Raw genomic sequence first — 11,801 nt, 5'->3', positions numbered from 1 at the left:
GCCCACAACGACGACCCCAAACCGTACGTATGGACCGCCACCGCCGAATCCATCCTCGCCAAGGTTGCGCGCGGACGGATCGCACTCGAAAAAGTCAGCTAAATACAGGACACACCACTAGTTCGTCTGACTTGGCTGGTCGCTGTTCCGGGTCGAGATGACACGACGGGTTTTCAGTTGACAGAGCTGGGCGATGCGTTGCTTCGCCATCACGAGATGGATAGCCAGTCGCATGCGGACGTGTCGGTTGTCGTTCTGGAAGGGAACGATCCCCTCGCGTACCCGGTCTTGGTGCGGTGGCTGTTCGAGGCGGGCGAGGGATTGCTGATTGACCCTTACTTGAAGCTGGAGTACCTCGACACGCTTGTCGAGCGCACCCGGTTGACGCGTGTTCTGGTGTCGGCGAAGCCGGGCAATAAGGGTGTGGTTGCGTCGATGCAGACGTATCTCGCGAGCAACACCTTGCGTCGCCGCAATATTGAGGTCCGGATGTCGGCTGAAGCCCATGACCGTTGCTTGCTCGCCGAGAACGGCGCGCTGTCTACTTTGGGCACTTCGCTCAACAGCATCGCTAGAACGACGACGGTCATGACACCGATTTCGTCACCGGCGCTTGAGACGCTGCGCAGGGACTGCGAACGGTTGTGGCGCGAGGCGGATTTGGTGGGTCCGCCGAGACGAGACGACGACGACGATTCGGACGGCGAACCGGTGGAGCCGGCCAAGAAGGCGTCGCCACCGGCAGCCAAGAAAAAAGCACCCGCCAAAAAAGCGGCCAAGAAGACCGCTAAGAGGGCGCCGAGCAAACGAAACTAGACGATCCCGGACCTGCTGTTATGCCAGTACGGTCCAGTTTGTGACGGTGTCGCCTTGTTCCCAGTGGCCGCGTTGGTGGGGTGCATGAACGCCCATCCGTAGGCGGCGATGGTGGCGCGTACTGCGACGGCCCCGTATGCGGGGTTGGTGGGGTCTTGGCGTGACGTACTTCGGGCGGTGCTGGTGGTTCAGCCGCGACAAGTCACCATGCAGCTTCTAGGACGTCGCGCAGAGTTGCGCCTCGTCGCCGCTGGAAAACACCATTTGCGAAGTGTCACCTGCTAGGTAGACCCCGGAAGTGAGTCGTGGACCTGCGGTGAGTTCGGTGATTACCCCGGCGCTCTCGCTGGATTTGAAGGTCATCGCCATCACGGGGCCGCCGTGATGACTTCGTAGAACTAGGTCGATGGCGGCTTGGCGGAGGAGTTCGCTTACGCTCGCGCCCTGCCGTTCGGCGAGTTGGCGAAGTTCTTTTAAGAGGTGCGCTTCTAGACGAACTGAAACCATCTGCTTGATTGACCGCGGTGCGACCTCATGACCGCCGGGTTCTACCTCGGCGTCGCCGGCTTGGGCTGCTTCGCGGCGTCGTTTCTCATCTTCGCGGGCTTGCGCTGCACTGATCGTTGCAGGGTAGGCCACTACTCCCTTATTGGGTATCCGCGTCCGCGCGGGTGTCCGATCTGGTTTTTGGTCGTCGCCGTCGTCGCGGTGTTCCCGGTGTTCGTCAGTCATTGCGGCCTCTCCAGGTCTGATGGGTGATTTGTTCCCATTGCCGGATTTCAGCGGTTTTAGCTTTCCAGCCTGTCACAGGGCGTAACCAATCGCCACGCTTGTAGGAGCGGTCGAAGAGCAACGTCCATAGCTTATTCCAGGCGGCGTTCGGGCCTGCGATGACGAAGTCTGAGTTCGTGGGTCGCAGCTTGATCTCTACGGGACGCTCCCCTAGTACCTCATCGACTACCACTTCATCGACGCCGTGCCGCAAGCAGTGGGCGTAGTTACCCTGCTCGTCTTCAGGGTCGTCCCAGTCGATCGCTTCCCATTCGTAGGGATCGAACACCAGCTTTCACTCTCCCGCCCTGCACGGTTTCTTCGGGTTTGGGGCCCCGTCTTGCGCGCCCCATTGTGTTTGTCAATTCCGGCCCCTTGGGAAAGCAGGCTTATCCGCCGCCGCCTGCTGTCGGTGGCGTGGGTGGTGGCGCTGCTGGGGGCGGCGGCGACGTCGGATGCGTGGGGATGCCGACCACCTGCACAGCGCGGAATCGCCAGCGGTCTATCTCTGTGCCGTCCACGTGTAATACGGCCGCGTAGTCGCCGGGCCGTTGAAAGACAAAGTTGCCTACCTGCATTGCTACGGGGGCGGCAGTGAAGTCGCCCGCGCGCATATCGGGTGACGTGCCTGTCTCGAACTGCCCTTCGAGTCGCGCGTTGATATTTCCGTCCGCGTCCTCGAAGAAGACGCCAATCGAATGACTCTGGTGGTGCGCGCGCCACGGGATGTGAAGCACCAGACCCACCGAGAAACTGTGCACAACCGGGAAGCTGGGGAATGACATGCGGGTCCAGAAGCCGCCGTTCACGTAGAGCTTGCCGTTCTCGACGACGGCATGATCGGCGGTGAAGAAGGCCTCGGCGTGGATGTCCGTAGGCATCGGCTGATCTGTCATACAACGATGATAGCCCATGTCATACACACACGGGAAATTAGTCCGTTCTCGCACGTGACGCACCCGAAGGCGCCCGCCGGCGCCGTTATCGCGGGATTCCGCCGCCGCCGGACAGCACGGGCGCACTGGTGCCGAACTGGGAGCCGCTGAGGATCCTGTTAACGAACTTCCCGGCGCTGCCGGGGTCCATGACGCCGCTCATCGGGGCGTGGACGGTCAAACCCGGCCCGGTGTTCGCGGCGGCTGTCACGGCTGCGGGAACGTTGGCCGGGGTGCCTGAGTAGGCCATGGCGGGCGCGGTCGCTGGTGTGGAGGGCGCGCCGCCGGGCTGCCGCCCGTACGGTGACCAACCGGACTGCGCGCGTGAGGGCATGAGGCCGGGGATGCCGCGCAGCACCGAATCGAGGATGCCGCCGCCTCCGCCGCCGCTGGTGGGCATGCCGTAACCGCCGCCGCCGGCTTGCTGGGCCAAGTTCAGGCCCCAGCCGAGACCACCCATCGCCAGCTTGGCGATGCCCCATTCGATGGGTGGTTTGCCGAACACGTCGGGGAAGCCGAGCTCTTGGAAAATGCCCTTCACCAAACCCTTGCCGAGGGTTTCGGCGTTGGAGTCGGAGCGGTCACCGCCGCCGCGTGACACCCACGGCGGTGGTGATTCGGCGTCGATGTGCTGCTGGGTGTCTTCGTCGTGCTGGCGGCGTTTGAGGTTGGTCAGCGAGTTCTGCGCTTCGGCGTAGGCTCGGTCAGCGTTGGCGGCGGCCTGCGCGGCTTTCTGATATTCGGGGTCTTGGCGTGCGGTTTTCTGCGCGTCGGCGGGCAGCTTGTTGATCTCGGCGTCGCGGCGGCGTAGCTCGGCGTCGGCTTCGTCGCGTTTCTGCTGCAACTGCGTAAGGCGTTCCTGCGCGCGGTCGATATCGGCTTGGGTGTTGCTGGTCTGTTCCTGCTGCCGCTCTTGCTTGCGCAGCCATTCGTCGTAGCGTTGCCGCTGCTCAGGGCTGAGTTTCGCGGACTGGTCGGGCGGCATCTGCCACGAGTAAACGAAGTCGCCGAACGGGGTGTGGATCGCGTCGGGGGTGCCCGGCGCGGCGGGCTGCATGCCCGGCGGCGGCGGGACGCTGGCGTAGTTACTGCCGGGCGCGGTCGGAGCCGGGACACCGCCGCCCTCGCCGTGGCCGGCGGCGAAGATCCCCCCGCCGCCGCCGTATCCGGCCGTGGTGAAGTTGACTCCCGCCAGCCCGCTGCCCGGTCCGCCGCCACCAGCGGGGTCGGGGTAGCCCTCACCTAGGTGGTAGTCGGCTTGGGTCATCCACGGCGCCCCGGTGGTGGCGCCCTGCCCGGCGGAGCCGGTCATCGCCAGCGCGGAGGCGAACGCTTGCAGCCGGGCCAACTCGTCGGCGCTGTAGGACTGCCCGGACATGTCGGCGTGTCCTTTGGGCCACCAGTCGATACCGCGGTTGTAGCCGCTGCCCTCTTGGTGGCCGGGGTAGGTGCTGGCCTCGAGTCCGTACTGTTCGCCGAGTTGATACACCCACGACGGGAAGCCGGGGCCGCCCTGGCGGATGTCGGTGCCCTTGGGCAGCCCGTAGAACGAGCCATCGGGGCCGGACGCGAAGCTGGTGTGAACGTGGCCGGTGTGGTCTTTCCAGTCGTTGCGGTAGTAGCCGGGTTGCGACGTGCCGGGGCCGACAAGGCTGGAGTTGGCTTCGCCGATCTGGTCCCCGGTGCGCGGGTTGTCCCAAATGACTTGCAGGACGCCGCCGCCTTGCATCGCGACGCCACCCATGTGCAGGTGGTTGGGGTTGGTGCAGCCGGGGTCGGCGCACACCTTCACACCGCTGTTAATCGCCCACAATTTGCCGAGGTTCGCGGCCGCGATCTTCGGCGGGATCAGCCGCTCGTCGGGTTGCACGACGGCGCGGACCATGCGGTGTGACCCGGCGGCGTGCCCGCCCGCGCCGGACATGATTTTGTCCAGCGCGGCGCGCTGCGATAGGGCTTGGTCGCGGCGCACCACGAACGTGCCCGCCGGCAGATTCATCGGCACACTGTCACGTCCGGCCCACAACGGACCCTTGACCCATCCGCCGCCCGCGAAGCCGTGGCCCTGCCCGATCGCATGCGGGCCGGTGGTGGCGGGCCAGCCGTCCGGGGTGCGCGGCGCGTAGGACAGCGCGGCGGCGATTTCACCGATCGGGTCCGGATAGGGGCGGCCGGTGATGTTGTGCGCCGCATACGTCGAATCGAGGAATTGGAGGAGTCCGCGCGTCGGGTGCCCGGCGATGGCGTTGGAGTCGGTGTTGTTCTGCGCGTTGGGGTCGCCTTGGGATTCGGTGCGGATCTGCGCGACGATCGCGTCTTCCCACGCCCCGTAGGCGTCTTCGGGGATGCCCAACCGGCCGCCGTACTGCGCCAGCACGGTCCGCACCGTGGACCGCCACGCCTCCGGGCCGCCCGCGCGCCCGGCGTACCGCACGGTGGGGCCGCCGCCGCCCTGCGGGGACCATCCCGGCGTCGGCCCGCCCATCCCGTCAGGCATCGGGATCGACAGTTGCGGCATGGACTGCACGTCGAACCCGACCGGAAGTGTGACCCCGTCGCTGCCCTGAGCGCTCGACGGGATGCCGACCGCGTCCATCAGCTTGCCCATGGTCTGACGTTCGGAGGGGTCGCGCACGGTCAGGCTGGTGGGCAGCACGACACCGACCAGCCCGTTCGATCGGGTCTGCCACCCCGATTCGGTGGTGTGCAGCGGCTCTTGATGTCCGTCGCTGCCCGGACCGGGCGGCAACTGAATGTCAGAACCCGGTGGTATCGGCGGCCCCGCGCCGGGCGGCGGCTTCGGCGCCGGGATGGCGGGGATCTCAATCTCTGACGGCAGCCCGAGTTTTTGGCGGGTTTCGTCGTCCGACAGCGGCGGCTGCTCTTGGACTTCGACGTGAACCTTGGGTTTGAGTTGCTCCCACGCCTTCGGCCCGAGTTTGTCTTTCAGGTAGTCGGCCAGCGCGTCGGCTTCGTCTTTGGTGTTCGCGACGATCCGCGTGATACGGCCGGTGTTCTCGTCGAAGTCGACGTTGATGCCGAGGTTGTACAGCCGTTCGACGGTCTGACCCCAGTCGCTTCCGGGCGCGAGTTTGAGGCCTTGGTCATCGGAGATGATCGTGTCCTGAAATTCGACGGGGTCGCCGGGCTTGGCGGCGAACCGGCCGCTAAACGCGTTGTCGAGGGCGGCCATGTCCCGGCCGGTCAACGCGAGCGCATCGAGCGGGCCTTTGGCGTCGCGGGCCTTCTGCCCCAACGTTTGCAGGCCTTGGCCGGCGGTTTGCAGCATCGGGCCGATGTCGATGTTGGCGAGTTTCGACAGGCCCTTCTCGGAGTCCTGCAACCCTTGGTCGACTGCTTTGAACACGTCGCCGCCGAGCCAATCCGGCAGCAACGACAATGGTTTGACGACGCCTTGGATCGCCACGAGGATGCCGTCGAAGAAGTCCAACGTCGCCGTTTTGAACGTGTTCAGGATCGGGCCGAGCGCCACCAACAACTGACCGACGTCGGTGGCCACGGTGGACACCACCGTCAGGACGCCTTGCATGATGTCGTTGCCCCAGCGGATCATGTCGCCTTTGTGGTCCTGCAACCAATTTCGGATGTGCTCCGACGCGTGGTTAAGGCCTTCGACGAGCGGCAGGCCGATATCAGCGAACGCCTCTTTGAGCTGATTCGAGACGTCATTCAGCGTGTCCTGCAAGGTGCGGGTGTCTTCGACGGCCTGCTCCAGCGGAGTGTGTAAGGCGTCGCCGGATGCGTCCATCGCGGCGCGTAACTGCTCAGGCATCGCCAGAATGCCGGTGTTGATCAGCTTGACGAAGTTCGCGGCGTTACGGGCGCTCGCGCCCATGCCCTTCAGATAGTCGGTGGCGGCGACGTCGTCACCGGCCTGGTGATAGGCCTTCACCACGTCAATCAGCCCTTGCCAGGTCACCCCGGCCTTGTGGAGCTTCTCGTCCATCGTGACGAAGCTGGCACCCATCCGGCCCGCTGCGACCGGTCCCAACTCTTGGTTCATCCGCCCGGCGAAAAACGCTGTTTCGTCCAAGTCATAGCCGAGGCTTTGCAGCACCGGCCCCAACTGATCGACGTTGGTCAACAAGTTGTTCAGGTTGTCGCCGGTCATCCGGGCGATATTCGTCAGCGTGGTCAACTCGTCGGCGGTCTGCTCCGGGGCCACGTTGAAGTCGTTAAACGCCGCAGTCAGGTTGTCGACATTGACCTTCAGCCCCAACAGTTCGTCAGCCAGGCCAAGGGTTTTCGTCAACTCCTCCAGCTGGGAGGTCGACAAGCCGACACCGTCCCCCAACCCGGACAGGCGTTGCCCCAACTCACCGACCGCGCCGGCGAGGTCCCGGAAATTCGCCACCGTGCCCGACCCGGCCAAGTCCCGCAGGATGCCCAAATCGGTTCGCATGGCAGATGTGTCGAGGGTCTGGCCGGCGATCGTGCGGGCCGTTTCCTGCCATTGGTCCCCGACGTCGATCATGGCTTGCGTCCACACGCTGCCGAACTTCGTGACCTCGCTGATGGTGCCGCCCAAAGCGGAATCAATCTGGTCGAGACCGGCGTCGACCGCCGCGCCGACAACCGGAACCATGCCCACCGTGGCATCGAGCGCGGCCCGCGCCGAGACCACCGTCGACTCCAAACCGACTTGCACCGACTCCGCGAGCAGACCGAAAGCCTGCTGAACGCTGGGCATCCGGCCGGCCAACACGTCGGTGAAACCGGTCATCAGCGTGTCAGCGGTGTCCGCTCCCAGCTTCTCGAAACCGCCGATCGTTGTGGCCACCGCGCGTTTGACGTCGGTGAATTCTTGGACCACCTTGGCGCCGATAACCGCGCCGACGCCGATCTCGGCGAACCCCTTGGTGATCCCGCCGCCGAGCGCATTACCCAACGCCGAACCGGACTTGGACGCCTCACCCGACGACGACGCCGCCGACCGCAACTGTTGACCCAAGGCCTGCGACAACTGCTGCCCGGTGCCGCGCACCGACCCCGCCGCCGCCTGACTAAACGCCTGCCCGAACGCCTGACCGTGCTGCGTGCCCGCCTGCGACATCCCAGACATAGCCCGCGACAACTCCGGGCCGACACGGGAGTTGAACGACTGCGAGAACGCCCCGGCCGCTTTCTGGCCGATCGCCCGCATTTGGCCTTCGATGCCGGCAGCGGAAGCCGCGATATCGATCCACGAAATACCTTCTCCCGCACCGGGTTCCGTCATTCCGTCACCCCCTCACAATCACGCCCGAAGACGAATCACCATGCGGGAGGGCGTCAGGCCGGTGACAGTCACGACGGCCTGCGGGAAACGGGCGGCGGTGAATGCCAGGTACGAATAAATTTGCAGGATGACCGTCAAATTCTGCGCCTTGGTTTCCGGCAATACCCTGGGCCTTAATTCCGCTCTCGTAGAGCAGCAAATCGCTGGCACGCAAAACGTAAATCAGGTCTTCGGTGCCCAAAGCATCGGCTTCGGTGGTGTAGAACCTGGCGTGGCTGGCCATCGTCGGGGTCCACGTGATGAGCGCCCAACACGGCTGCGTGGGTTGAGCTTCGGGGTGTTCTGGTTCGGGGTGTTCGGGTTCGGCGCGGTGGATCCATCGCCGGACGCGTTGCCGGCGGCGGCGTGCCCGTGATCGACGACCGGCCATCTAGGCCCCGTCCAATCTGGCGAGGCGGTCGGCAACGGCTTGCCGGCGGGCGGCGGTCAACTCGTCGGCGGGTGCCTGCGCCAGAATCCAGGGCAGCGCAGCGGATTCGTCCGGCGTAGGTTCGGGCGCCGCGAACGGGCTGGGGTGATCCGCCCGCCAGAACGCCACCCACTGACCGCGCGCCAAGACCACGAGGGGCTCCAGCTTCGGCAGCGCCGGCAGCCGGCCGCCGCGTTCCTGCCCGCCAGCAGCCACCAGGACCCACAAACTGCCATCGGCTCGTGTGGTGATCTCGTCGGCGTCGATTTCGACTGTGGCGCAGTCCTGCCGCAACTTGACCCGGTAGGCGGTCATTCCGAGAGCTCCTCACCCGCTTGGATTCTGTCGTACGCGCCTATGGCGTTTCGCAGCACTTCGATGTCGGCTGCGTTGAGGGCGTACGGTCCGATCGCGACGTGGAACCCGTCGGCCTGCGAGATCACCAATCTGAGCGGCAACGTAAACCACCAGTCGACCTCGTCGACGCGCGGTTCGATAACTCCCAGGTCCCGCACAACCTGGCGTCCGACATGGAGATTTGAATCGATGTATGAGGCGTCGAGAACAGGGAAATCAGGCATGGTTGTTGTTCCTTTCGTTGGTCGGTCGGCTGGTGATGACGAGATGACGCGATGGATGTTCGGTGAGACGAGGATGTCTCGCCTCGCGTGGCAGGACGTGCTGACAGCCGAAATGTGCAGCGCTGCCGTCGTTCTGGGTTTGGCCACATAGACACGGGATTCCGCAGAGAACACATTCGGGGAATCTCACGACAGTTGCCCCCGCTTGGGTATGCACGTGTTCCCCCTCCCTCTCTTAAAGAGAGGGAGGGAAAACGTGCACCTACGGGCGTGCGAGCCGTGTACCCCGCCGTACCCCCCGCGAGCAGGGCTTTTGGGTGAATTCGTGCACCGCGTACCCCCGCCGTACCCCTCTTTGGCCCGGTATGGGCGCGTACCCCCCTCGACCTGCGGTTTTGTCACTCTTCGTACCCCCCCGTACCCCTGCGCGCGGCGAGGAACCAGGCGCTAATGCCGTCGTGTTCGACGCACACCAGATCCTTTTTCGCTTCGAGTTTCGCCAGCCGCCGCCTCGCTTTTTCCTTCTCGGCTTTGGATGGCCGGGGGGTGTCGAACAGGGCGGCGGCGGCGTCGCGGGCCGTGAGCCCGTCAACGCCTTTGGTGCGGACTAGTGAGATGAGGTCGACTTGGGATTCCACCGTGAGTTGCCCGGCGTCGGGGTCGTGCAGCAGTTGCCACGGCCCGACCTCGCCGGCCGGTTGCTTGACGTGGTGAAAGCCGACAATCGGGTCACCCGGATCTCCGGACAGCAAGACGACACTGCCGCACCCGTTCGTCAACCACGCCGAACCGTAAATGTCGTTAATTCCCTTGGGCGCAGCGCCATCCGGGCCGCGTTTGACAGTGTGATGCAACTCGAGAAGTTCGCACCCGGCCATCAGCAGATGTTGGCGGCCACGGTTGTAACTCGCCCCGACCTCGTCGGTGGACAACCGCAAGGCCGCATCCTTCAAGCTGTCCACAACCACCACGCCGGCGCCGTAGCGGTCGGCCAGCCCGGTCAGCAGGGTTGGTTGCGCGGCGAGATCAGCCGGGGGTGGCCCTGGCAGGATCACCAGGCGGTCAGCCAGCACGTCGCGGTCAGCTTCGGTGAACTGCCGGCGCAGCGACCGCGAAATCTGCCGCGGCCGGTCCATCGCCAGATACAAGATGCGGTCCACGGACCGCACCGGCAGGCCCAACACCTCCGCGTCAAGGCCGAGTTGAGCACGCACCAACAGGCCGGCCAACGTAGTTTTCCCCAACCCCTGCGAACCGGCAATCATCAGTGCTTCGCCGGTTGACCACAGGACTTGTGCACCATCGCCCCACAGGGATTCGACGTCCGCCGGCTGATCCAAAATGAACGCCGCGCCATCGACAGCCCGATCCGGCTCTGACGGAGGCGAGTCGTCGTCCCCGCGCACGGCCCGTAGATTCCGTTCGGTCATGGCCGCCGCCTGATGTACGTCATGCCTTGGCGTTGATGGATCTCGCGGGCTATTGCAGGCCAATCAGCACTGGCTGCAACAGCCTTCGACGCCTCGGCCAACGCCTGTTGCTGGCACGCTGCATCAAAAGCCCAAAACCGGGCGACGCTCAACAGGGCGCCCAGTTTGCGCGGATCTGCGTCGGGCAGCCCGCACCATTCCGGCGACCCCGGCAACGGCAGTGACGACCCGTAACGGTCGATCAGCGGGCCGACGAACGCGGCGACCTTGTACCAACTGATCTCGTGGCTGGCGGTCTGTCGAGGTGACGAGCTACGATGACCTTGCTGGGAGTCACCGCGTTCGCCGCCCTCATGGGCGGCGTTCGTCATTTCTGGGCGCCCCCGTTGATCAGGGCGTCATCGACTTCATTCAAATCGAATCTTCGGACCCGGTCCCCGAGCTGATATTGCCGCAGCCGGCCATCAGCGACCATTAACCGGAGGCCTCTTGGACTGATGCCGAGGTATCGCGCGGTCTGCGTGACGTTGGCCCAGCGACGGCCGGGCCGGTTAGATGGCGCAGTCGCTGCGGCGACGAGTAACGGGAATAGCAAGATAGGCAAGCGCATTCGAAACATCCCTTACGGGTTGTCTCGGTTTGCCTCGCGCCGAGGGGTCGAGCATCCACAGGCGTGGACCTCGCAGGCTAGGTTGTGCGTCGCCCCGTGGGGCGAATGGCGGGCCGTAGCCCGCTTCCCAAGTACGTCCACTGCCAGACGCACAGGCAACACGCTCAACCTCAGGTGTACATCATGTGGTGCCGGGTTTCCCTGAAGCCGCTCGCGGCGTGTCGGGGTCGGGGTTGACCAGTTTCGACAATTCGATTGCGATTCGGGCGTCGGCGTTTTGGGCGGCGTGCGCGTATCTCATCGCGGCTTGTGGGCTGCGATGCCCAAGTCGCTGCATCAATTCCGCGAGCGTCGCGCCGGTCGCTGCCGCGAGCACTTGGCCGGTATGCCTTAGGTCGTGGAATCGAAGATCCTTGCGGCTGGCCGCTTCTCGGGCCTTGTAGAACCGTCGATACAAGCTGCTCGGTGCGAGGTGCTGGTCGCCACCGGCGGCAGCCGGGAACAACAGTGACTCGTCGCCGGGGTCGACGTGGTCCACAAGGTGATCTTTGAGCGCCGGCAGCAAGTGCGGCGGCACATGCAAATCACGGGAACCGGCCGTCGATTTGGGTGTGCCCTTTTCAAATCCGCCCTTGACGCGCACCACACCCCGGCGAACCCGGATCACACCTTCGTCCAGATCGATGTCTTTGCGGCGCAGCTCGGTCAACTCACCGAACCGCAGGGCGGTCCATGCGGCCAACAGAATCATCATCTTGAACCGGGCCGGTTCCATCGCGTCGACAATCTTGGCCAGCTCGTCGATCGTGGCCGGGCGGATGATCACTGAATCGCCCTGGAAATCCCGGAGACTCCTGACCTTGGAAACGAGGATGCAGGGATGTCCACGGAATCGTCATCGGGAAACAAGCCAACCGCCCGTCGTTATAGCCCGGAGGAGAAGGCCGCCG

The 11,801-nt window shown here is 64.8% G+C and carries 11 protein-coding genes and 1 pseudogene; 2 read left to right on the top strand and 10 right to left on the bottom strand.

What is annotated here, in order from left to right; genetic code table 11:
* Positions 1–177: 177 nt before the first annotated feature.
* Positions 178–816 (top strand): hypothetical protein, encoded by a 639-nt coding sequence (locus H7J89_RS24570; RefSeq protein ID WP_264047588.1) that lies wholly within the window; start codon positions 178–180, stop codon positions 814–816.
* Between the two features lie 216 nt (positions 817–1,032).
* On the opposite strand, the gene H7J89_RS24565 is transcribed toward H7J89_RS24570, so the two are convergent.
* The 4 genes from H7J89_RS24565 to H7J89_RS24550 all read right to left on the bottom strand — a co-directional run bounded on the left by H7J89_RS24565 (position 1,033) and on the right by H7J89_RS24550 (position 7,761).
* A complete protein-coding gene (locus H7J89_RS24565; protein ID WP_264047586.1) occupies positions 1,033–1,548 on the bottom strand; it encodes a ribbon-helix-helix domain-containing protein in 516 nt (171 codons plus the stop codon).
* Positions 1,541–1,876: a hypothetical protein gene (locus H7J89_RS24560; RefSeq protein ID WP_264047584.1), complete on the bottom strand. Its 336-nt coding sequence runs from the start codon at positions 1,874–1,876 to the stop codon at positions 1,541–1,543. The genes H7J89_RS24565 and H7J89_RS24560 overlap by 8 nt, the downstream gene beginning before the upstream one ends.
* Before the next feature lie 100 nt (positions 1,877–1,976).
* The gene (locus tag H7J89_RS24555; protein WP_264047582.1) at positions 1,977–2,483 is read right to left on the bottom strand and encodes a DUF6941 family protein; all 507 of its coding nucleotides are present in this window, start codon (positions 2,481–2,483) and stop codon (positions 1,977–1,979) included.
* Positions 2,484–2,568: 85 nt separating this feature from the next.
* Positions 2,569–7,761 (bottom strand): hypothetical protein, encoded by a 5,193-nt coding sequence (locus H7J89_RS24550; protein ID WP_264047580.1) that lies wholly within the window; start codon positions 7,759–7,761, stop codon positions 2,569–2,571.
* Between the two features lie 127 nt (positions 7,762–7,888).
* Between H7J89_RS24550 and H7J89_RS24545 the strand changes: the two genes are divergently transcribed.
* Positions 7,889–8,176: a hypothetical protein gene (locus H7J89_RS24545; protein ID WP_264047578.1), complete on the top strand. Its 288-nt coding sequence runs from the start codon at positions 7,889–7,891 to the stop codon at positions 8,174–8,176.
* Between the two features lie 15 nt (positions 8,177–8,191).
* Here the strand turns inward: H7J89_RS24545 and H7J89_RS24540 are convergent, their stop codons facing one another.
* The 6 genes and pseudogenes from H7J89_RS24540 to H7J89_RS24515 form a co-directional block, all read right to left on the bottom strand.
* Positions 8,192–8,545 (bottom strand): hypothetical protein, encoded by a 354-nt coding sequence (locus tag H7J89_RS24540; protein ID WP_264047576.1) that lies wholly within the window; start codon positions 8,543–8,545, stop codon positions 8,192–8,194.
* Positions 8,542–8,811, bottom strand: a complete 270-nt coding sequence (locus tag H7J89_RS24535) for a hypothetical protein (protein ID WP_264047574.1) — start codon at positions 8,809–8,811, stop codon at positions 8,542–8,544. Before H7J89_RS24535 ends, H7J89_RS24540 begins: the two co-directional genes overlap by 4 nt.
* A 398-nt stretch (positions 8,812–9,209) precedes the next feature.
* Positions 9,210–10,241 (bottom strand): AAA family ATPase, encoded by a 1,032-nt coding sequence (locus tag H7J89_RS24530; protein ID WP_264047572.1) that lies wholly within the window; start codon positions 10,239–10,241, stop codon positions 9,210–9,212.
* Positions 10,238–10,612 carry a DUF2742 domain-containing protein gene (locus tag H7J89_RS24525; RefSeq protein WP_264047570.1) on the bottom strand — a complete coding sequence of 125 codons (375 nt, stop codon included), beginning with the start codon at positions 10,610–10,612 and terminating at the stop codon, positions 10,238–10,240. The genes H7J89_RS24530 and H7J89_RS24525 overlap by 4 nt, the downstream gene beginning before the upstream one ends.
* The gene (locus tag H7J89_RS26060; protein ID WP_264047568.1) at positions 10,609–10,851 is read right to left on the bottom strand and encodes a helix-turn-helix transcriptional regulator; all 243 of its coding nucleotides are present in this window, start codon (positions 10,849–10,851) and stop codon (positions 10,609–10,611) included. Before H7J89_RS26060 ends, H7J89_RS24525 begins: the two co-directional genes overlap by 4 nt.
* A gap of 181 nt (positions 10,852–11,032) precedes the next feature.
* Positions 11,033–11,671 (bottom strand): annotated as a pseudogene (locus H7J89_RS24515) (tyrosine-type recombinase/integrase); the annotation flags it as partial.
* Between the last annotated feature and the right edge of the window lie 130 nt (positions 11,672–11,801).

The sequence above is a fragment of the Mycobacterium paraffinicum genome, assembly GCF_025822865.1.
GTDB lineage: Bacteria > Actinomycetota > Actinomycetes > Mycobacteriales > Mycobacteriaceae > Mycobacterium > Mycobacterium paraffinicum.
This window is presented reverse-complemented; position numbering and strand designations above follow the sequence as displayed.

Excerpts from the sequence above, each read along its gene's own strand:
- H7J89_RS24565 (WP_264047586.1), bottom strand. The coding sequence starts at position 1,548 with ATGACTGACGAACACCGGGAACACCGCGACGACGGCGACGACCAAAAA.
- H7J89_RS24555 (WP_264047582.1), bottom strand. The coding sequence starts at position 2,483 with ATGACAGATCAGCCGATGCCTACGGACATCCACGCCGAGGCCTTCTTC.
- H7J89_RS24550 (WP_264047580.1), bottom strand. The coding sequence starts at position 7,761 with ATGACGGAACCCGGTGCGGGAGAAGGTATTTCGTGGATCGATATCGCG.
- H7J89_RS24545 (WP_264047578.1), top strand. The coding sequence starts at position 7,889 with ATGACCGTCAAATTCTGCGCCTTGGTTTCCGGCAATACCCTGGGCCTT.
- H7J89_RS24540 (WP_264047576.1), bottom strand. The coding sequence starts at position 8,545 with ATGACCGCCTACCGGGTCAAGTTGCGGCAGGACTGCGCCACAGTCGAA.
- H7J89_RS24535 (WP_264047574.1), bottom strand. The coding sequence starts at position 8,811 with ATGCCTGATTTCCCTGTTCTCGACGCCTCATACATCGATTCAAATCTC.
- H7J89_RS24530 (WP_264047572.1), bottom strand. The coding sequence starts at position 10,241 with ATGACCGAACGGAATCTACGGGCCGTGCGCGGGGACGACGACTCGCCT.
- H7J89_RS24525 (WP_264047570.1), bottom strand. The coding sequence starts at position 10,612 with ATGACGAACGCCGCCCATGAGGGCGGCGAACGCGGTGACTCCCAGCAA.
- H7J89_RS26060 (WP_264047568.1), bottom strand. The coding sequence starts at position 10,851 with ATGCGCTTGCCTATCTTGCTATTCCCGTTACTCGTCGCCGCAGCGACT.